This is a genomic window from Hungatella sp. SL.1.14, from assembly GCF_024460495.1.
Lineage (GTDB): Bacteria > Bacillota > Clostridia > Lachnospirales > Lachnospiraceae > Hungatella > Hungatella hathewayi.
In genome coordinates, this window is the sequence record NZ_JANFYJ010000006.1 from 48,769 (window position 1) to 67,233 (window position 18,465).

26 protein-coding genes and 2 pseudogenes are annotated in these 18,465 nt (G+C 40.1%); 22 read left to right on the forward strand and 6 right to left on the reverse strand.

Going from position 1 to position 18,465, the window contains the following annotated elements; all coding sequences use genetic code 11:
* Positions 1–47: 47 nt before the first annotated feature.
* Complete coding sequence (locus NE473_RS08235) at positions 48–521, reverse strand: hypothetical protein (RefSeq protein ID WP_006777337.1); 474 nt, start codon at positions 519–521, stop codon at positions 48–50.
* A 339-nt stretch (positions 522–860) separates the two neighbouring features.
* Between NE473_RS08235 and NE473_RS32795 the strand changes: the two genes are divergently transcribed.
* Positions 861–1,136, forward strand: a complete 276-nt coding sequence (locus tag NE473_RS32795; RefSeq protein WP_341461068.1) for a winged helix-turn-helix domain-containing protein — start codon at positions 861–863, stop codon at positions 1,134–1,136.
* Entirely contained in the window at positions 1,045–1,356 is a 312-nt protein-coding gene (locus tag NE473_RS33100) for a hypothetical protein (protein ID WP_006777335.1), read from the forward strand. Before NE473_RS32795 ends, NE473_RS33100 begins: the two co-directional genes overlap by 92 nt.
* A 52-nt stretch (positions 1,357–1,408) precedes the next feature.
* Here the strand turns inward: NE473_RS33100 and NE473_RS33105 are convergent.
* Positions 1,409–1,525, reverse strand: a pseudogene (locus tag NE473_RS33105) (helix-turn-helix domain-containing protein); the annotation flags it as partial.
* A gap of 315 nt (positions 1,526–1,840) precedes the next feature.
* Here NE473_RS33105 and NE473_RS08245 point away from each other — a divergent pair.
* Together NE473_RS08245 and NE473_RS08250 are read left to right on the forward strand one after the other, a co-directional pair.
* Complete coding sequence (locus NE473_RS08245; RefSeq protein WP_039894240.1) at positions 1,841–2,089, forward strand: hypothetical protein; 249 nt, start codon at positions 1,841–1,843, stop codon at positions 2,087–2,089.
* Positions 2,090–2,153: 64 nt separating this feature from the next.
* Positions 2,154–2,828, forward strand: a complete 675-nt coding sequence (locus NE473_RS08250; RefSeq protein WP_006777676.1) for a hypothetical protein — start codon at positions 2,154–2,156, stop codon at positions 2,826–2,828.
* 211 nt (positions 2,829–3,039) lie between these two features.
* Here NE473_RS08250 and NE473_RS33110 read toward each other — a convergent pair.
* A pseudogene (locus NE473_RS33110) lies at positions 3,040–3,305 on the reverse strand (transposase domain-containing protein); the annotation flags it as partial.
* A 241-nt stretch (positions 3,306–3,546) separates the two neighbouring features.
* Between NE473_RS33110 and NE473_RS08265 the strand changes: the two are divergent.
* Positions 3,547–4,245: a helix-turn-helix domain-containing protein gene (locus NE473_RS08265; protein WP_006777251.1), complete on the forward strand. Its 699-nt coding sequence runs from the start codon at positions 3,547–3,549 to the stop codon at positions 4,243–4,245.
* Positions 4,246–4,521: 276 nt separating this feature from the next.
* On the opposite strand, the gene NE473_RS08270 is transcribed toward NE473_RS08265, so the two are convergent.
* Positions 4,522–4,869: a winged helix-turn-helix transcriptional regulator gene (locus NE473_RS08270; RefSeq protein WP_006777253.1), complete on the reverse strand. Its 348-nt coding sequence runs from the start codon at positions 4,867–4,869 to the stop codon at positions 4,522–4,524.
* Between the two features lie 162 nt (positions 4,870–5,031).
* On the opposite strand from NE473_RS08270, the gene NE473_RS08275 reads away from it, so the two are divergent.
* Positions 5,032–5,559 (forward strand): nitroreductase family protein, encoded by a 528-nt coding sequence (locus tag NE473_RS08275; protein WP_006777254.1) that lies wholly within the window; start codon positions 5,032–5,034, stop codon positions 5,557–5,559.
* 89 nt (positions 5,560–5,648) lie between these two features.
* Here the strand turns inward: NE473_RS08275 and NE473_RS08280 are convergent, their stop codons facing one another.
* Positions 5,649–6,317: a helix-turn-helix domain-containing protein gene (locus tag NE473_RS08280; protein WP_055650792.1), complete on the reverse strand. Its 669-nt coding sequence runs from the start codon at positions 6,315–6,317 to the stop codon at positions 5,649–5,651.
* 96 nt (positions 6,318–6,413) lie between these two features.
* A complete protein-coding gene (locus NE473_RS08285) occupies positions 6,414–6,773 on the reverse strand; it encodes a MerR family transcriptional regulator (protein WP_055650793.1) in 360 nt (119 codons plus the stop codon).
* A gap of 89 nt (positions 6,774–6,862) precedes the next feature.
* Here NE473_RS08285 and NE473_RS08290 point away from each other — a divergent pair, with 89 nt between their 5' ends.
* The 16 genes from NE473_RS08290 (at position 6,863) to NE473_RS08365 (ending at position 18,455) form a co-directional block, all read left to right on the forward strand.
* Complete coding sequence (locus tag NE473_RS08290) at positions 6,863–7,666, forward strand: SDR family NAD(P)-dependent oxidoreductase (protein ID WP_006775237.1); 804 nt, start codon at positions 6,863–6,865, stop codon at positions 7,664–7,666.
* A 439-nt stretch (positions 7,667–8,105) separates the two neighbouring features.
* Positions 8,106–8,696 carry an NAD(P)H-dependent oxidoreductase gene (locus NE473_RS08295; RefSeq protein WP_039892288.1) on the forward strand — a complete coding sequence of 197 codons (591 nt, stop codon included), beginning with the start codon at positions 8,106–8,108 and terminating at the stop codon, positions 8,694–8,696.
* A gap of 66 nt (positions 8,697–8,762) precedes the next feature.
* On the forward strand, positions 8,763–9,383 hold the full coding sequence (locus NE473_RS08300) for a DUF3267 domain-containing protein (protein WP_006775234.1): 621 nt from the start codon (positions 8,763–8,765) through the stop codon (positions 9,381–9,383).
* Positions 9,384–9,564: 181 nt separating this feature from the next.
* Positions 9,565–10,602, forward strand: a complete 1,038-nt coding sequence (locus tag NE473_RS08305; RefSeq protein ID WP_006775233.1) for a helix-turn-helix domain-containing protein — start codon at positions 9,565–9,567, stop codon at positions 10,600–10,602.
* Positions 10,603–10,642: 40 nt separating this feature from the next.
* A complete protein-coding gene (locus tag NE473_RS08310; protein WP_039892287.1) occupies positions 10,643–10,924 on the forward strand; it encodes a chorismate mutase in 282 nt (93 codons plus the stop codon).
* 609 nt (positions 10,925–11,533) lie between these two features.
* Positions 11,534–12,322 carry a hypothetical protein gene (locus NE473_RS08315; protein ID WP_006775231.1) on the forward strand — a complete coding sequence of 263 codons (789 nt, stop codon included), beginning with the start codon at positions 11,534–11,536 and terminating at the stop codon, positions 12,320–12,322.
* 32 nt (positions 12,323–12,354) lie between these two features.
* Entirely contained in the window at positions 12,355–12,930 is a 576-nt protein-coding gene (locus NE473_RS08320; protein WP_006775230.1) for an RNA polymerase sigma factor, read from the forward strand.
* Between the two features lie 2 nt (positions 12,931–12,932).
* Entirely contained in the window at positions 12,933–13,613 is a 681-nt protein-coding gene (locus NE473_RS08325) for a DUF4367 domain-containing protein (RefSeq protein ID WP_055650794.1), read from the forward strand.
* 88 nt (positions 13,614–13,701) lie between these two features.
* Positions 13,702–14,406 (forward strand): DUF4367 domain-containing protein, encoded by a 705-nt coding sequence (locus NE473_RS08330; RefSeq protein ID WP_006775227.1) that lies wholly within the window; start codon positions 13,702–13,704, stop codon positions 14,404–14,406.
* Between the two features lie 259 nt (positions 14,407–14,665).
* On the forward strand, positions 14,666–15,070 hold the full coding sequence (locus NE473_RS08335; protein ID WP_006775226.1) for a hypothetical protein: 405 nt from the start codon (positions 14,666–14,668) through the stop codon (positions 15,068–15,070).
* Between the two features lie 89 nt (positions 15,071–15,159).
* Positions 15,160–15,717 carry a hypothetical protein gene (locus NE473_RS08340; RefSeq protein WP_147348847.1) on the forward strand — a complete coding sequence of 186 codons (558 nt, stop codon included), beginning with the start codon at positions 15,160–15,162 and terminating at the stop codon, positions 15,715–15,717.
* Positions 15,718–15,759: 42 nt separating this feature from the next.
* Positions 15,760–16,617 carry a LysM peptidoglycan-binding domain-containing protein gene (locus tag NE473_RS08345; protein WP_006775224.1) on the forward strand — a complete coding sequence of 286 codons (858 nt, stop codon included), beginning with the start codon at positions 15,760–15,762 and terminating at the stop codon, positions 16,615–16,617.
* Positions 16,618–16,699: 82 nt separating this feature from the next.
* The gene (locus tag NE473_RS08350) at positions 16,700–17,395 is read left to right on the forward strand and encodes a hypothetical protein (RefSeq protein ID WP_006775223.1); all 696 of its coding nucleotides are present in this window, start codon (positions 16,700–16,702) and stop codon (positions 17,393–17,395) included.
* 38 nt (positions 17,396–17,433) lie between these two features.
* A complete protein-coding gene (locus tag NE473_RS08355) occupies positions 17,434–17,721 on the forward strand; it encodes a hypothetical protein (protein ID WP_055650795.1) in 288 nt (95 codons plus the stop codon).
* 70 nt (positions 17,722–17,791) lie between these two features.
* Positions 17,792–18,238, forward strand: coding sequence for a hypothetical protein (locus NE473_RS08360; RefSeq protein WP_006775221.1), 447 nt, complete (start codon positions 17,792–17,794; stop codon positions 18,236–18,238).
* Positions 18,201–18,455, forward strand: a complete 255-nt coding sequence (locus NE473_RS08365) for a hypothetical protein (protein ID WP_006775220.1) — start codon at positions 18,201–18,203, stop codon at positions 18,453–18,455. The genes NE473_RS08360 and NE473_RS08365 overlap by 38 nt, the downstream gene beginning before the upstream one ends.
* The last annotated feature ends 10 nt before the right edge of the window (positions 18,456–18,465 follow it).

Below are 18,465 nucleotides of genomic sequence, written 5' to 3' on the forward strand. Positions count from 1 at the left end.
AAAAAAGAAGACTTCTAAAAATCAGAATTTTTTCTTTAAACCTCTAATCAGGGGGTTGTAAGGTTGGTATTAAAAAAGTCGATTGATTTTGCTGATTCGTCATCCCCAAGAAGGGCAATTGCTGATACATCAGGTATTTGCTGGCTTTCTTCCAGGGCAAATAATTCATCAAATTCCGTACGGGGCGATACATATTTAGGAATGTTCCAGTGATAGTAAACAGATATCGGGCTGCCTGGTTGTAAATCAGAAAAGTTTATTTCATTTCTGGCTGAATCATATACAGTTAATCCAGTATGATATTTAACCACATATGTACCATTCTGGCCTTTTGGATTGGTTACCTGGCCTTTAATAGTTAATTGGCGGCCATCATTGGAGACAACCTCTCCTGCCAGCTGGGTCCTGTATTTATCCCCGTCCTGTTTTATAAAATACCATTGTGATGCAATTACAGTACATAGGGCTGTGCAGATTATGGAGAATAACAAGACGGGTATGGAAACTCTTTTTTTATCCATGGAAAGCTCCTTTCATTTAGGTGTAGTCTATTTTGCGGCTATGGGAATCGTAAGGTTCTTTTGAGGATAATATAACTGATTAAAGTGAAAAAGTATTGAAAATAATGTGAAAGTTTCTTGAATTTTTTTTTTTAAGATCTAGGGTGAGTTGGTCTGCGAGGAAGCGGAAGAGTATCGTATAGTGATATTCCCCGCTTTTTTTGTATAGATAGAAAAATCTGTTGGGAAAGGCGGTCTGATAAAATGGCAGATATACTTGCCTCCTTGAAGAACCAGAAGGAATTATCTTTTGCTGGCCGGCAAATCCGGATGAGAGAATAGACTGTGCATCCGGACGGCGTGCAGATTTCACTAAGCAGATATGAATTTTTTACTCTTTGCTTCCTGGCCGGACATCAGGGGTGGGTATTCTCTAAAGAACAGATTTATGAGTTCGTCAGGAAAGAAGCAGGTGAACATTGTGTAACAGCAGTAACCAACATCATCAGCCAGATCCGGCGAAAGTTAAAACAGGAAAATCCCAATGGCGGATATATCCGAACAGTGGACGGGCGGTGGAGACGGCACGAATTATTCTGGCCGGCATCAGCATCCGGTAAAGCTAAAACAGGATAAACGGCTGCGTGAGTGGTGCTTTGGCAGCCTGGAAGGAATTTCAAATAGGGATTTTACTCAGAAGATTCGCCAGGAGCTGGAGACGGAAATCGGAATGAAAGAGTTGAATCAGCGTCTGCAAGAAATTCCTGATATCCTTGTATGGGCAGATGAGTCCGGCTGGTTGGAAAGCTTTGAGTGCATAGGAACACGCTTAAAGTCTGCAAGGCAGGCATTATAGGAGCGTCCGTATCCGCCGGAGCGTCTAACTGCAAATGATTTCTGATCTCACGGGAGATGGAGGAGCAGTTTTTGTTTAGGGCATCGGCAATCTGTTTAAAGGAGGACTGTTGTGAAAGCATCTGTGAGATTGTGAACCTGTCTTCTAATGATAAATGAGTTTTCTTCATGATGATAACCTCCAATCGTAATCCCAGACACGACAGGAGGATGATACAAAATTTGTCATACTAAATGCAACCTTTTATATTTTTAAAGTAAATGCAACTGGCAGCGTATATAGGGGTTGCGTTTACTTTAAAAATTTATATGTGGATTAAACTACGGAAACTCAAGGACAAATTACATTGACAAAGTTAAGACATAGTGATACAATTTAGTTGACTACAAAAAATAGTCGTTTGTTTTAAAGTATAAAGTTCAATAATTATTTATATATGAATCGAGGTTAAAATATGTTTTGGTTAAATAGACAGGAAGTATACATGACAAATAGAGTGGATTTATTTCATTATGCTCAACAGGCATTAAAAAGTGGAAATATAAAATATGAAATAAAAAATAACAATATGGGCTCAACAAATAGGAGAACTGGCAGAATATTAGGGCAGTTTGGAGAAAATACATCTTGTGAAATAATGTATTATATTTATACTTCAAAAAGTGATGCATCAAAAGCTAAGTTTTTAATAGATGAACAGATAAAAAAATATGCAAAGGATGAATACCAATGATTAATTAAGATTTTAAATATGTTATGACATAAGAAAACAAAAACCAGAATTTTAGGAGGAAATTATGAGGAAAATTAAAAAGATAGTAACTTTATTATTAACTTTAGTTTTTGTGGCAAGTAATACCATTTACAGCTTTGCAAACGAAAACAGTACTTTATCGTCTGATGTACCACATGAGACATGTATTATTACGTTGACCAGCCCAAATGGCATTAAATACAATGTTATGGCGGTTGAAGAACCTCAGATGCAGCTTAGAAGTAGTAATGGTGATATAGCAAAAACGTATAGCTATTCGTTAGATAGCAAAAATATGCAGCGAGTTACTCCTAGTACTAGAGGTGGCCAGAGTAATGATGAATGGGATGACTCTATAAGTGTTCATGGGTATATTACGATTACATATGCGTCAACGACACTTTCTAACGGTTTGAAAGGCTATAAATTAACCAAAGTGAATGGAAAATGGGAAAAATCAGATAATGCTGTAACAATGTCAAATCGGCGTGTTTCATATACATGCCAAGATGTTAACCACCAGAATCAAATTACTGCCAAGTTCCCAAGCAGCAATACTTTCTCCTACAGCACCGGATATACTACATACGTGTCCGACATTGCTACAGGCGTATTGGGAGCAAATTCTCATATAGACTTAAACCATGCGGGTTCTGGTACATGGTCCTTAGATGTAACCTGTAATTATTTTGACAATAATATTTTAGATTATCTCTAAAATAAAATCCTATTTTTTATGTCATAATAATATTTGAATATATATAGTACTCCATATATGATAGTAGCCTATGAATATCATATATGGGGTACTATTTATGTGGTGTAGGTCTTTTTGGCTGTGATAGAAGATGTAATGTAAATGCCCCATAGCCAGTATCTGGCTAAAAATAATGCCGTCTTTTGTGGACGGCAGATAGAAACAAAACGGATCAGTTTTTGGATATCTTTTTCTGGTAGCACTCCGGCAATGTTTCCGACCATGGAAACAATTGCTCGATATAAGAAAGATCCCAGTTCCCCATGCTTTGGCAGCTCTTCCAGCAGATAGTGAAAATACCAATACGGCTTCAATTTGTTTGCTTTCGCGGTTTCAGCAATGCTGTATGCGATTGCGCTGGCTTTGGCTCCGCTGACCGTATTGATCTGGAACCAGTTGTTTCTGACGATTAAATGGTCGGATGCTGCGTTCCGCCGCTTATCCGCATATGTGCATAAGCGGCGTTATACGCAGGATATTTTTATCCTCATCTTTTCAAAAAGAATGCTTAAATTCGAAGATTCCGTCATCAAGTGAGTATCTGGTAAAATCGTTTTGCAAAATAAGAAAATTCAGCTAGACAATCGTGTCTAATAGTGAAAATAAGGCATTTCTCGTTTTGTGTCGTGTTTTGCTATTGGCACTAATGATAATGTGTAAGTGAAAGTGAGGTGAAAGTATGGATACGAAAAAGATAGGAGAATTTCTAAAGGTACTTCGCAAGGAAAAGGGATTGACGCAAGAACAGCTTGCGGAAAGTCTTCTTGTATCGGGAAGAACAGTCTCCCGGTGGGAAACAGGAATGAATATGCCAGATTTAAGTGTCCTAATTCAAATGGCAGAGTTTTATGATGTAGAAGTAAAAGAAATTTTAGATGGAGAAAGGAAAAGCGAGATTATGGATAAAGAATTGAAAGAAACGTTATCGAAAGTAGCTGATTACAACAAGCTGGAAAAAGAAAAGGTGACAAAGGCTGGAAATGTTGCATTTGGTTTGACTTTTGTTGTTTGTACGGTGGTGATAGTGATTCAGTTGCTTATTGCGGCAAATTTATCGGTTGTTGTGGGAGAAACCGTCGTTTTACTTGTTGGCGGGGTGGCGTATATTGGTGTAATGACCTATAATGGGGTTTGGGAGACCGGCTCCAGATTCAAAAGCACTCCCTTTATAGATATGTTGATAGCTGTAATATGCGCGGGAGCATTCGCTATTGTATTGGCAATTTGTTATATTAGACTGGGCGCAACAATGCCTCAGGCGGTTCATAGCGCACTTATATTTTTTGTAGGAATTGCCATAGTAGGTTTTGGAGTGTTGAGAACATTAGCTTATTTAAGTCATAGAAAAAAATCAAGAAAAAATCAAGAAAAGAAATAGCAAAACAGGTGGCAATAGCAAGAGTTTTGCCGCCACATATCACCATTTGAACCAAATCTGAACACGCTTAAAGTCTGCATTGGAGGGTATCGGGAATTCTGCGCTGGAGAAAGGCGACAATGTCCTGATTGTCTCACATGCATTTGCGGTTAAAACCATGATTTACCTGTTCGACAACAGCCATTTGTCCGAAGTGGAAAAAATAAGGAACGCCAGTATTACGACAATTATCTGACAGGAAGGTATCTTTCATGTGGATCATGTAAATGATACCAGTTATTTTGAACAAGGCGGTTTTACATCCAGTCCATCCAGGTAAGCGGCTCCCCAATTGCACATTGAATCCAGAACCGGAATAATGCTTTTTCCAAAGCTGCTTAAAGAATATTCTACCTTGGGTGGCACAACTGGGTAGACTGTGCGGGTGATTAACTGGTCTGCTTCCAGTTCCCTTAACTGCTGCGTCAGCATTTTAGGTGTCGCCTGGGGGATTAACTTACTGATTTCATTAAACCTTAATATATTGTCGATCAGGTGCCACAGGATAAGGGCTTTATATTTCCCGCCGATTAGGTCCAGCGTGGCTTCTACCGGACAGTTATAACTGCTGGGACAGCTTTTCATAAGTTCCTCCTCACGCTATCTTTTTATATAGTATATATGGAAAAAGTGCGTTCTTCCTTTTTTGAAAATCAATGTTAGAATTATAGCATGGAATAACGGATAAGGCAATTACCTCCGGTATTCGGTTAAAAATAAAATTGACACAGGAAAGGAAGGATTATCATGAGCTTTTTGGATTTGGCAAAAAAGAGGTACAGCGTTCGGGCTTATACCGAAAAAAAGGTGGAGAAAGAGAAACTGGAAGCGATTCTGGAGGCCGCCCATGTGGCGCCTACGGGAGCAAATAACCAGCCTCAGCATTTGATTGTTGTAGAGAGTGATGAGGGAATGAATAAGGTCGGAAAAGCAGCAAATACTTATGGGGCGCCGCTGGTAATCATCATCTGCAGTGACAGGAATGTAACCTGGACAAGGCCTTTTGACGGCAAAAAGCTGACGGATATTGATGCCAGTATCATTACGGACCATATGATGATGGAGGCCACAGATCTGGGTCTGGGTTCCGTTTGGATCTGCTATTTTAAGCCGGATGTACTGAAAGAGGAGTTGGCAATTCCGGAGGGGCTGGAACCGGTCAATATCCTGGCGATTGGCTATGCAGATACAGAGAAAGAACCTGCATTGTCGCCGGATCGCCATGGAAGGCTCCGCAAGCCGCTTTCCAGTACGGTATCCTATGAGCAATTATAGATAAATGATATTCCATATGAGTATAACGAAAGAGCTGCCAGGAGAAACTTTGGCAGCTCTTTCTATTTTACGGTATTCGCAGAGCATATCTAATGGAAATCAGGAGAAGAACTATCACGTTTGGCTTGTTTTTTTGATTTGTCAATATAAAGCGGCCTGTTTAATTTGCTCCTGTTGATTTTCACAACATAACCCCAGTATACCAGAGCAGACAGCGCCAAACTGATAATATTTCCAATCAACACTTCTCCTAAAATAAGAATCCCTGCCTGAAAAATGACATAGAGTAATTCCACTCTTGCAGTTTTTACTCTGTCAAGTTCTTTGTCAAGCAGGATATTAGTACCCATGAAACAGGCAGGGATAAAAACCGACAGCATCGAAAAAAGCCAAAACGCCCGGTTTATAGCTCCATCTGCATTGTAAGTATGAAAGCTGATTCCCAGTAAATTCATCCCACACGTAAATAGGAAAATGGGGATAATGATTCGCATACGGTTTCTTAACAAACCATTTTCATCTATCCGCGTTGCTTTCTCCTCTGGTGAATGGTCTTCCGAGTAAGAAGAAACCAGTTCATTTAATGGAATTTCAAACAGCGCGGATAATTGCAGCAGATTATCTGTATTTGGCCTGGAATTATCGTTCTCCCACTTAGTAACTGCCTGCCGGCTGATACCAATATGCTCGGCCACCTTTTCTTGTGAAAGTCCCTGTAGTTTTCTGTAGTATGCGATGCGTTTTCCCAGTGTGTCCATGTTATATGCCTCCTTGAAATGTATTTAAGCAAATGATATCTGCCTGGGTGGCTACTTTCTACCAACTATCAGGAAACTATTGGTTGCATGGTGCTTTTACTTCCCGATTTCGTTCCTGTAAAAATCAATTTTTTCATCCAGCCGGTCCCGGTGCTCCTGGAGCTGCATAATCTGTTCATTTAATGCCTGCCGGTGCTGCACCAGCATTTCCAGCCGTGCCTGAAGCGTCGGATTCCCCTCGGCCCGCAGCTGTGCGTACCGTTTAATCTCTTTAATGGGCATTCCGGTATCCTTGAGGCGTTTAATAAAGCTGATCCATGCAATGTCCCGGTCTGAATACCGGCGGCGGTTGCCGGAATTACGTTCCGGGGCAATAAGGCCTTCCTGTTCATAATAGCGCAGGGTATGGATTCCCAGGCCCGTGAGCCTGGAAAATTCACCGATTGAATATTCCAAGGTAAATTCACCTCCAGGTAAAATTTCTTGACATAGAGTTTACTCTACATTGTATAGTCGATTATATCAAGATAAAGGAGGATTTTCAAATGGTACAGAAAAAAGGAGCATATACGGTAATCACCGGTGCCAGTTCCGGCATCGGTGATGAGACAGCCAAGGCATTTGCCGCCCGTGGAAGGAACCTGGTTGTGGCAGCACGCCGCCAGGATAATCTTGAAGCCCTGAAGAAAGACATTTTATCGAACAATCCTGCGCTGGATGTGGTGGTCAGAGCCACGGATCTATCCGTTATGGAAAATGTGTATCAGTTCTATGAAAGCCTGAAGGAGTATCCGCTGGATACATGGATTAATAATGCAGGTTTTGGGAACTATGACAGCGTGGCGCATCAGGATTTGAGAAAGATTGAAAGTATGCTCCACTTAAACGTGGAAGCGCTTACGATTTTATCTTCCTTGTTTGTGCGGGATTATAAGGACACAGAGGGGACGCAGCTTATTAATATATCCTCTTGTGGCGGATACACAATCGTACCTACTGCCGTTACTTATTGTGCGGCAAAATTTTATGTCAGTACATTCACGGAAGGCCTGGCAAGGGAATTAGAGGAAGTTGGGGCGAAGATGCGGGCCAAGGTTCTGGCGCCGGCAGCCACAAAAACAGAATTTGGAAGAGTGGCAAACAATGCCGGTGAGTATGATTATGACAGGCTCTTTGGAACCTACCACACCAGCTGGCAGATGGCAGCGTTCCTGATGGAGCTGTATGACAGTGACCAGGTAGTTGGCGCGGTTGACCGGGAAACCTTTGAATTTAGACTGTGCGGTCCAAGATTTGACTATGCGGGAAATTCCAGGCATAATCAGAAAGCTGTGAAATCTCAGGGCTGAGCTATGAAGAGGTTATGAATTGTCTATGAGCGGCTTAAGAATTTTAGTTTTTACAAATGCCTTATTGACAGTGTTTCTGCAGAGGAGTACAATAAGTTCAATTTTACATGAAAAACCGTTGAGTAAGCGGAGTAACCATGGCGGAGAAATCACAGAGAGCCTTCATTGGTGGAAGAAGGCATTTCAAGCTGCGGTGAATGGGCTTATGAGGGCAGCCCGAATTTCAAGTAGGCGCTGACGGAAACTCTAACCGTTATGATGAGAGCATATGTTTGTATGTGAAAAACCGAGTAGGTGGCATTGCAGAGTTTATGGCTTCTGTTCCTTTGGGGACAGGGGCTTTTTGTTTTTTGAAAGGAGTTGGTTCTATGGATGTGGATTGGTGGTGCAGATAACGGGTAGAATTCAGAATAAATGGAAAGTTGACAAGGAGGTATCAATGAAAGTATCGGTTATTTTAGGACATCCATATGAAGGCAGCTTTAATGCTGCTATTGCAAAAACGGTTGTTGAAGCATTAAGGGAAAACGGCCATCAGGTTATGTTTCATGATTTATACCAGGAGAATTTTAATCCTGTTATTCCCAAAGAAGAATTGGTGAGCGACCAAACTAAAGATAGTCTGGTTGCGCTCCATCAACAGGAAATCCGGGAAGCAGACGGGATTATTATTGTTCACCCAAACTGGTGGGGACAGCCGCCGGCAATATTAAAAGGCTGGGTTGACCGGGTATTACGGGAAAACATTGCTTATACTTTTCCGAAAGGTGATAATGGCGGCGGACTTCCTATTGGGCTTTTGAATGCAAAGGCAGGGCTTGTATTCAATACTTCAAATACCCCCGAGAGGCGAGAAGTTGAAACATTTGGTGACCCGCTAAACCGCCTTTGGAAGGACTGTATCTTTGATTTTTGCGGCGTATCGGTGTTTGATCGAATCATGTTTCGAGTGGTTGCTTACAGCAGCTGCACTGAGCGGGAAGAATGGTTAAATCAGGCCAGGAGCATGGTAAACCACTATTTCCCGTAAAGCAGCTTTTCGCCTGCAGGTAGGTTGAACGGAACACAAATAGGAGACTGAGGAGATTACTTAAACATGCAATTTATGAAAAAAATACCTGGCGAGAATAAAAAGAGAACAAAAGAATTACTATCATCTGGCTGGAATAGATTAAAGGAACCCTCCAATTTGGGTATAGCAATTTTGTATTCGCTTCCAATTTCTATCATATTGATGACGGTCAATGGAATATGGCTTTTTTTACTCTCACCTGTATTTAAAAGTTTTATCAATTCGGACGGTTTTATAGTCGAATTTCAAATTAGCATAAAAAGCCTGGGATATATTTTGGCTGTCATTCTATTCCTGCTTATACATGAGCTGATACATGCCCTATTTGTTCCCGGTGTATTTCATTCACCATGTACCTATTGGGGATTTAACGGTGGATTCGGCTTTGTGTATACGGAAGAAATAATGACAAAAAAGAGATTTATGCTTATATCGATCATGCCGCTGTTGCTGCTATCTTTCATACTTCCTGCGGTTTTATTAATTTTAGGAATCTCAAATTGGTTTATTATTATCCTTTGTATTATAAATGCCGGCGGTTCATGTGTTGATATTTTGAATATGTTTCTTATTGCGGGGCAAGTCTCCCAAAATGGAACAATTGTAAATAATGGTTATTCGACATATTTTAAGAATGCAGAGTAGCAAATTGAAATACATACGGTCGGATTATCTTTGCCTAATTGAAAAGAGGCGGCCTATCTTGAATATGAGCGATAGTTAATATTTTTGAAAGATACTTAACGCCTGTTCAGTTGTGAAGATGGTAGCTGTCTGCTATCATAAAATCAGCAAAGGCCAATGCAAAAAATAAGGAGGCATTGATATGCAGTTAGGACAGGTAATCCGTAAATATCGTAAAAATAAAAACATGACACAGGAAGAGATGGGGGGCAGGCTTGGAGTTACGGCGCCGGCGGTAAATAAGTGGGAGAATGGAGCTTCTATGCCGGATATCACGCTGTTGGCGCCCATTGCCAGGCTTTTAGGCATTACGACGGATATTTTATTGTCATTCCGTGAGGAACTGACAGCAGAGGAAATAAAAGCACTTGTTTATGAAGCGGATTCCATGCTGAAGGAAAAGCCTTATGAAGAGGCGTTTCTGTGGGTAAAGAAGAAACTGGAACAGTATCCGAATTGTGAACAGCTGATTTTGCAGCTGGCAGTAATTCTGGATGCACAACGTATGGTGCAGGAACTGCCTGACGCAAATCAATATGATGATTATATCTGTTCCCTGTATGCCCGGGGGTTAGAAAGCGATGACGAGACAATCCGCAGCCGTGCGGCCGATGCATTATTTAGCTTTTATCTGCGAAAAAAGAGATATGATAAGGCAGAGGAATATCTAAAATATTTTTCTGTGCAGGATCCGATAAAGAAAATGAAACAGGCACAAATTTACGGCAGGACTAACTGTATCTCCGAGGCATATAAAGCCTATGAGGAGCTTCTTTACTCACATTATCAGCTGGCAAGTGGGGCGCTTCATGGAATGTATATGCTGGCAATGGATCAGGGCGAGATGGACCGGGCGCATATGCTGGTAAGGAAGCAGGAGGAGCTGGCGAGATGCTTTGAAATGGGAAAATATTGTGAGGTGTCTTCCCGGCTTGATATTGCAACAGTGGAACAGGATGCAGATACAGTCATTGCTACAATGAAAGAAATGCTTTCCAGCATAGGGCAGATAGGCAGCTTTTATAGGTCCCCTCTTTACGGGCATATGGAATTTAAGGAAATGAGGGAGGAGTTCCTGGCTGAACTGAAGAACAATTTATTAAAATGTTTTCGGGATGAAGAAAGCTATGGATTTTTGAAGGATGATGAGAGGTGGAAAGAAATAGTTCTGCAGAAATAAAGATAACTTTATAATGGATATGGCAAAAGGAGATACGATTATGCAGTGCAGCAGTTTAGAAGAAGTACGTTCCAATATTGACCGAATCGATAACGAGATCATAAAACTGATAGCAGAGAGGGGGAATTATGTGATTCAGGCTTCTAAATTTAAGAAGAATGAGGCCGGTGTCAAAGCCCCTGATCGTGTGGAAGCAGTCATTGCCAAAGTCCGGAAGAAAGCAGAAGAATATGGTGCGGATGCAGACATGGTAGAAGCATTATATCGGGAAATGATTTCACGATTTGTAAATATGGAGTTACAGGAATTTTCAAAAAAGTAAAATGCTTTACGATGAGTAACGATAAACAATAGGTATCCGGCAATTGAGATATGCTGTTTATAACAGAACAGTCAACTTATTTTTTTGATTCCTAATATGCTCAGCAGAAAGCATATCGCCAGTTACAAGGATCATCCAGACAGATGATGAGTGCCGAAATAAAAAACAAACTGAAACTAAAAATTTGTAGCATAAGCCTCACATTAGCCCATGGATATGTCTAAAGATATCTGTGGGCTGTTTTTATGAGGAGGGTGACAATATGGTTGCTGGGCATGAGTACAATATTTTCTATGGAGAAAACCTGTGATATATACATTCAGCTTGTAAAAAAATGTGTAAATCAAATTAAACTTGTAGTACAATGCGAAAAAAATGCGTTAATGTATTTATAGAGGCCCGTTTAAGTATATTATGGCCTCTATGATACATCGACATGAAAACGATTGCTGAAGGAAAAGCATTTATAACCGGAAGGGGACTGAAGAAAATATTGCTTGTATTTGATACGAAAGTTCTTACTGTGTCATTTCCACAGTAACGCGGTCCTGCTTTAAAACAGGCCCCACAGATGAAGAAAGAGAAAGTCAAATTCGATTAAGGAGCATTATGAAAAACAGAAAAATAAGTAAAACATATGTGATAGCAGCAGTGGCATTATCAGTAACACTTTTAATTGCAGGATGCGGGCCTGGTACTGAACAAGCACAGGCCGGATATGACTCAACCAAGGAAGAAATTCAAATTATGGATTCAGAAAATAAGAATGATGTGACAGATAATCAGGAGACATCATCTGGTGATACAGATGTTTATAATCATGTTCTGGCAGAATATAAGGATATGGTTCAGAATGATTTTTACACAGACCTTCTGGATCATGGGGACTTGGAAGCCTATGACAGTAGTTTTGGAGAGGACATTGGTGCTGAAATCCGTAACTACAAGCAGGATGTATACTATGCATTTTATGACATAGACGGAAATGGGATAGAGGAACTGATTATTGCGGGCGGTGAAGACAGCGCATCAGGTTCCGGCCTTCCCCTCAGGAATTATGACCTGTATACCTTTGATGGAAGCAATGTGGTTCATATTTTTCCGGAAATGGACTTTGGGTACAGAACGAATGTTTCACTTTATGCAAATGGAATTATAAAAGTGTGTTATAGCGGCAGCGCGGGAGAATCTGGAGTTGATTTTTACAGGATAGATGCCGATGGGGTAAGTCACAAATTGGTGGATTCCTTTGCCTCAGCAGGTTCCCAGGAGGGAGATACTGCCATGTTTACCTATTCTCAAAATGGAACTGAAATTACAGAGGAAGAATACAATACTAAAATTCAAAGCTACGAAACCGCACTTACAACAGCATTGGACTGGAGACAGATTCAGTAAGGAAGTGAAAACTGTGATATACCGATATAAGAATGATTGCCAGAGGCAAAGCATTGATAACCGGGAGGAGACTGAGGATGATATTGTTTGTATTTGATACGAAAGAGGAGTGTGATAAATTTACAATTCTGTACGAAAAATACAGGAAGATAGTCCTGTACACAATATCAATCTATGAAAAAGATAAATTTCAGGCAGAGGATTTATTGCAGGATATTTACATCATCATCGGTAAAAATCTGCAGAAAATAGATATGTCTGATGAGCAGAGAAGCAGGAATTATGTCATTACCATAGCCCGTAATTATTGCCGGAGTTACCTGCGCAGAAAAAGCAGAATCGAGGAAGATTCCTTTGAGGATATTGAAACTGTGGAGACCGAACAGAACGATATTCTGGAAGATATCATAAATAGGGAATACTTTGATTATCTGGTGGAGGAAATCAATAAACTGGAAGAACATTATAAAGAGGTTCTTGAATTAAAATATATAGTAGAGCTTAGTGATGATGAGATAGCCGATTTTCTGCATATAAAAAAGAAAACCGTTCAAATGAGATTATATCGGGCCAAGATATTGCTGCGCAATAAGAAGGGAGGTTCATAACCATGAAAAGTGAATGGAATGATACGTGGTTTGAAGTCCTGTTAAAAGCGGCTGTTATACAAAACAGCTTGAATGAAATAGAGCAGTATCCGCCTCAGGAGGAAATGCACAAGCTCCAGATATCGGATGCCTGTGATCATAAAATCCGGAAGATGATTAAGCGCTTCTGCCGCAGGCAAAGGTTCAGCAAAGCCCGGAGAATTATGAAAAAAACCGTTGCTATAATTTTCATGACTATAGGGATTAGTTTTATTGCTTTGCTTCAATTTAAGGAGGTAAGGGCCGCCTGTTATAATATTCTGGTGCAGATTACCAGTAAATACATTCAATTTGATTATAACGCTCCTGACGAAGAACTTGAGCCAATTAATATAGGATATGTTCCAGAGGGATTTTATAAAATAGAGGATTCTAATTACGCCGGTATGCATTCCATTAGATATGAAAATGAAAATGGAGAAAAAATTTCTCTGCATAACTATAAAAGCGGAGGTTCAAATTTGGATAACGAACATCATGCTATTACGGATGTTACGATAAATGGCTCGCCCGGACAGTATTTCTCAGCCACAGATGAAAAGTCCCAAAACATGCTAATATGGTACAATGATAAAGGCTTTTTTATTATAGCCACGTATCTTGATAAAGATGAGATATTAAAAATAGCCGAAAATATAAAATAAGTAACCTGTTGAGCAGAAATAAGTAAACCATCAAAATGAGATTATATTGGGACAAAATATTGCGGCACAATAAGGGAGGTTCGTAATCATGAAGAACGGATTGAATGATGAGTGGTTTGAAGTTCTGCTAAAAGCAGCTGTTATACAAAACAGCATGAATGAAATAGAACCTTATCCGCCTCAGGAGGAAATAGACAATCTCCAGATATCGGATGCCTGTGATTATAAAATCCGGAAGATGATTAAGCGTTTCTGGCGCAGGCAATGGTTTAGCAAAGTTCAGAGAATTACGAAAAAAATCGTCGCTGTGATCTTTATAACCGTAGGAGTCAGTTTCATTGCCCTGCTTCAATTCAATGAAGTAAGAGCAGCCTGTTATGATATTCTGGTGCGGTTTACCAGCCGATATATCGAAATTGACTATAACGCACCTGATGAAGAACTGGAACCGTTTAATATAGGGTATGTCCCGGAGGGGTTTTATAAAGTAGAGGAATCTAATTCTGCTAGTATGTACCACATTGCATATGAAAATGAAAACGGAGAAAGACTTTCTCTGGAAAACTATAAAAGCGTAAGTGTAAACGTAGATAATGAAAATCATATTATTACTGATATTACGATAAATGGTTCGCTGGGACAATATTTTTCAGCCACTGATGAACGGTTTGAGAATGTACTAATCTGGAACAATGATAAAGGCTTTTTTATTATAACCACGTATCTTGGTAAAGATGAGATATTAAAAGTTGCAGAAAGTATAAATTTTTTGGAAGAAAGGGATAAAAAATGAAAAGTTTTAGAAAAAAGGCGGACTGATTTTAGTTCTCATATTAACAATTGCAAAATCAGTATCGGTTTTTGCGGCACAGGGAACAAAAACTGTAGCAAATGGTGAAGCAAGGAAACTAACGCCAGAAGAAGCGGCGGCATTTCATTCAGAGTATGAAAATATAAATGTACCTATATATCCGGGAAAAGGATTCGTATACGATGACTGCCCGTCATTAGATGAAAATGGTAACAAAAGGTCTGAAGAGCAGATAAAGGATTTGATTTATGAAGTCACTAAGTTAAATATTACTTCCCAGCTTGGAATCCTTTATTTGGAAGATAAAGCGAAATGGATTATGGATCAGGATATGGTTTGGGCGGAAAAGACTACATTACCCGAAATAAAAAAGACGGAATTGCCTTATTCTCAAAATTGGAATGGGATTCGTGATTTTCTGTTCCCCAATACATATTATGTGGAAGGAGGTTTTAGTACGTCAGCAGATGGTAGTCATTGCGTGAAAATTTATACGGCAGATGGAATGTATGCAGCAACCATTGATGCGGTTCAGAACGATGGAAAATTTGTAACAGATATCTCTGTCGGAGGTAATGACTATTATGCAGTGATTTTTAATAAGATAGATGGTGCGGCTTTATATGCAACTTATACAGTAAAATAGTTTTTAATCAAGGGGATATCTGCCAGATGAACAAGATATTATATGGCAGATATACGTTATAGTTATAGACAGAAGGAAGGAGTATGTTTATGAAGAATATTCAAATGAATACATTATTATTATTTATAACCCTAATCTCTTTGGCAGGCTGTGCCAATAAGAAAAACATCGGAGAGAGTTCGTCAACAGTATTAGAAACAGTGGAAACAAGCAGTCAGTATGCGATTGAAAACACAACAGAAGAGGAAAGCCAGACGGATGAATTATTGCAGGGCATGGAACGTACAGAGACCGCAGATACCGAAATAACAGATCCTGCTTTATCCGAAGACGCTAAGGAGATTCAGGATATTGTTGAAACATTTTCAGCGGCCTATTTTAGCGGGGATGTGGAGGAGATTAAAAAATATCTTACAGATCCGTATGACTGGGATATAGAAGTATATTCTAATCCCGAAAAATCAGCGGATATTTCAGTCATAGCGATTAATGGTATTTCTGATATTGGAAATAAAAATGTGGATGATATTTGTGTGATTGCAATGCAGTATAAACAATCTGCCTCTGACGATACAGTGCAATCGCTTACAATAGAGCTGATTAAGAAATCGGAGGGGTGGAAAATACAGTTTTATGGTATCGAATGATGTAAAATCTTTGTCTCAAAGGCAGGATAGGAGAAAAAGTCTATGAAACACCATATTAAAATCCAACTATTAATGTGTTCCCTTTTTATTGCGCTTCTGTCAGCAGTTCCTTTTTCATCTTACGCAGAAAGCAGCGGACTGAACGAACAGGAATTTGCCAGGGTCTGTGAGGATAACCACGCTGTGCAGACACGCTCCCTACATCCGCCTCTGAAAAACCCGGCTGCGGATACATTTAATTATGAGTTCCATTACAGGGAAATTCTGCTGTCGCCTGACGGGAAAGGATTCATAGATAATACCCATGATATGAGCAGGTATCGGAACCTTGCAGGCGGACAGATCCTCATGGATATGGCAGACGGTTACGAGATATCTTATGAATATCATATTAAGGATTTCACTTCGGACGACGCGGATGTGACTGTCATAGAGGGAGGGAAAATTACGCCGTATTACAGGGCAGTACCGTTAAGTACGGCATCCGGTTCTGGAAAACAATGCACTTACATCAGCAATGAACCGGAAGAACCTCCAATTATACCGGATTTCCCAAAGGATTATGATTGGAAAAGCCATGGCGGAACAACCCTGGAGGTGTACCCACTTGTCACGGTCCGCTCCTTAAAGGATGGAAGCACATATACCTATACGTCAAGGGTGAGCTATGTCACCAATTTGTATAAAAGTAAGCCGGATTGCTATTTTCTTACTCCGACAGACCTTGAGGCATATACCATCAGGAAAGGCGACAGCCTGCAAAAAATTGCCGGGCACTATTATGCAGACAGTGATGACTGGATTTATATTCTGGAAAGAAATCAGGACAGGATCAAAAATGCGGATATGATATGTCCGGGTACTCTTATTGTTATTCCTAATGCAGAAGCAAAGAAATAAAAAGTGGGATGGGAGAAGAACGCTGCGCCGGCCAGTAGCGGAGTAATCATGGCTCTGGGCAGGCAGAGGCTGGGAGCGTATAATGGATAAAAGAACAAAAGTGAAGCTGAGGATCGTTCTGATTGTTATTTTACTGGTAGGAATTATCGTAACCCCGGTGGTTTGTATTATCACCCATTGGGTAGAGAAAAATATAGTTACAGATATAGAGGATTATGAGACATATTTTGGCGCACAGGGAATTCACCGAACCAGTAATACTTCCAAGCTGAAGAAAACAAGTGAGTCATATCTGGTAATTAACAACATATTTCCGGAAAAATTGCCGGAATCGGCAGAAGTAGAAGATTTTTATTATGAGTATTATAATCCCTGGGACCCATGCTATCTCAGTTATCTGGTGTATCGCTGCGATGTAAATGACTATAAAGCAGAGACAGAGCGGTTGAAACAGATTCCGCGGCCAACGGATTATTTGATTTATGGCGCAACGGATTTTCCCTACCCGCTTCTAGCTGTGAATGCCAGCTATTACGGATATATCTATGCACTGGCAGATGAAGCGCAGCAGGAAATCGTCTATGTAGAATTGACCTTTTGTAATCATTTTACAGATATTGATTATGAAAAAGTGATTCCTCAAAAGTATCTGCCATTGGGATTTGATGCGAAGGAGGGAAATCCTACATGGGAAGAGAACAGGCCGAAGATTGACGTCACAAGCGGAGAGGCGGAAAAAGAGGATTCATTTAATGATACAGGTATAGAAAGAAATTGATAGGGACGATAAAAATGCTGCTTTACAAGGAGGAGGCCATGAGAAAAAACATGAAAAAATTTATTTGTATGTTCAGTTTAGTGACTATATTTTTAACATTATCTTTTACGTCTTATGCAAATAATATGCTGGATGATTCATACGAAAAGCAAATTATAAGTGTTTATTCTTTTGATGGAAGTACCATACCTATGGATATTTATTATTCTGAGTACAATGAAAAACTTGAGGGAGAATATGCTGGAAATTTAACATTAAAGAAGGGGGAAATGAAAGAAGGTTTTTATCTACATATTGTATATGAAGGAACACTTACCAGAAAATAAAATACAGTAAGAAATACCGTTTTGTATACGATTGTTGGTAAACGGTAAATGCGATGTGAGGAGAGTCTGTATGAAGAAAATTATTACAATAGTTAGCTTATTTATAGTATGCAGCTTAGGAGTGGGGTGCTCACAATATGCAAAGGTTGAAACAGAACCAGCTTCCATAATGGTCCCTTTGTCAGAGAGCACCGAACCGTCAAAGGAAGAACCATCAGCTGAGTCCGGAAAAGTTACAACCGGCAGCTCCGAACCTCAGGCTGAAGACCAAGCCGGCAGTACCAGGACGGAGAAAAAAGAGATTATAAATAACCTGAAAAAGCAGGCAGAGGACGAGGCGGAACAGGATAGGCATTTTATTTTGGAAGCGCTTGGAGATGAGGGAGCGGATGGGCGCTGGAGCGAGGCGTGCGGTTTTATCCAGGACCAATATCCAGACTACTTTTCCAGCGATGAACTGCTTCAAAAGAGTATCAAGTATGGTCATTACCTCGCTTCCATTTACCGCCTGCAGTAAGGAGGATTATCCCAGAGATTCTCTTTTCCTGGAAGACCCGGGCAGTCCGTTTCAGGCACAGGATTATGATGCAATTTATCTATACCAGTTTGGCAGGATACCAGAGGAGGCGGTTAAAGAAAATTCCATTATAACAGGGGGGCGGATCAGTATAACAGCTCTTGTAAAAGATGGCATTGTAATAAGCGTGTTTACTAATATTCCGGTTGCCGGGTAGGGAGGAAGAG

Excerpts from the sequence above, each read along its gene's own strand:
- NE473_RS08235 (WP_006777337.1), bottom strand. The coding sequence starts at position 521 with ATGGATAAAAAAAGAGTTTCCATACCCGTCTTGTTATTCTCCATAATC.
- NE473_RS33100 (WP_006777335.1), top strand. The coding sequence starts at position 1,045 with ATGGCGGATATATCCGAACAGTGGACGGGCGGTGGAGACGGCACGAAT.
- NE473_RS08245 (WP_039894240.1), top strand. The coding sequence starts at position 1,841 with ATGACAAATAGAGTGGATTTATTTCATTATGCTCAACAGGCATTAAAA.
- NE473_RS08250 (WP_006777676.1), top strand. The coding sequence starts at position 2,154 with ATGAGGAAAATTAAAAAGATAGTAACTTTATTATTAACTTTAGTTTTT.
- NE473_RS08265 (WP_006777251.1), top strand. The coding sequence starts at position 3,547 with ATGGATACGAAAAAGATAGGAGAATTTCTAAAGGTACTTCGCAAGGAA.
- NE473_RS08270 (WP_006777253.1), bottom strand. The coding sequence starts at position 4,869 with ATGAAAAGCTGTCCCAGCAGTTATAACTGTCCGGTAGAAGCCACGCTG.
- NE473_RS08275 (WP_006777254.1), top strand. The coding sequence starts at position 5,032 with ATGAGCTTTTTGGATTTGGCAAAAAAGAGGTACAGCGTTCGGGCTTAT.
- NE473_RS08280 (WP_055650792.1), bottom strand. The coding sequence starts at position 6,317 with ATGGACACACTGGGAAAACGCATCGCATACTACAGAAAACTACAGGGA.
- NE473_RS08290 (WP_006775237.1), top strand. The coding sequence starts at position 6,863 with ATGGTACAGAAAAAAGGAGCATATACGGTAATCACCGGTGCCAGTTCC.
- NE473_RS08295 (WP_039892288.1), top strand. The coding sequence starts at position 8,106 with ATGAAAGTATCGGTTATTTTAGGACATCCATATGAAGGCAGCTTTAAT.
- NE473_RS08300 (WP_006775234.1), top strand. The coding sequence starts at position 8,763 with ATGCAATTTATGAAAAAAATACCTGGCGAGAATAAAAAGAGAACAAAA.
- NE473_RS08305 (WP_006775233.1), top strand. The coding sequence starts at position 9,565 with ATGCAGTTAGGACAGGTAATCCGTAAATATCGTAAAAATAAAAACATG.
- NE473_RS08310 (WP_039892287.1), top strand. The coding sequence starts at position 10,643 with ATGCAGTGCAGCAGTTTAGAAGAAGTACGTTCCAATATTGACCGAATC.
- NE473_RS08315 (WP_006775231.1), top strand. The coding sequence starts at position 11,534 with ATGAAAAACAGAAAAATAAGTAAAACATATGTGATAGCAGCAGTGGCA.
- NE473_RS08320 (WP_006775230.1), top strand. The coding sequence starts at position 12,355 with ATGATTGCCAGAGGCAAAGCATTGATAACCGGGAGGAGACTGAGGATG.
- NE473_RS08325 (WP_055650794.1), top strand. The coding sequence starts at position 12,933 with ATGAAAAGTGAATGGAATGATACGTGGTTTGAAGTCCTGTTAAAAGCG.
- NE473_RS08330 (WP_006775227.1), top strand. The coding sequence starts at position 13,702 with ATGAAGAACGGATTGAATGATGAGTGGTTTGAAGTTCTGCTAAAAGCA.
- NE473_RS08340 (WP_147348847.1), top strand. The coding sequence starts at position 15,160 with ATGAAGAATATTCAAATGAATACATTATTATTATTTATAACCCTAATC.
- NE473_RS08345 (WP_006775224.1), top strand. The coding sequence starts at position 15,760 with ATGAAACACCATATTAAAATCCAACTATTAATGTGTTCCCTTTTTATT.
- NE473_RS08350 (WP_006775223.1), top strand. The coding sequence starts at position 16,700 with ATGGATAAAAGAACAAAAGTGAAGCTGAGGATCGTTCTGATTGTTATT.
- NE473_RS08355 (WP_055650795.1), top strand. The coding sequence starts at position 17,434 with ATGAGAAAAAACATGAAAAAATTTATTTGTATGTTCAGTTTAGTGACT.
- NE473_RS08360 (WP_006775221.1), top strand. The coding sequence starts at position 17,792 with ATGAAGAAAATTATTACAATAGTTAGCTTATTTATAGTATGCAGCTTA.
- NE473_RS08365 (WP_006775220.1), top strand. The coding sequence starts at position 18,201 with ATGGTCATTACCTCGCTTCCATTTACCGCCTGCAGTAAGGAGGATTAT.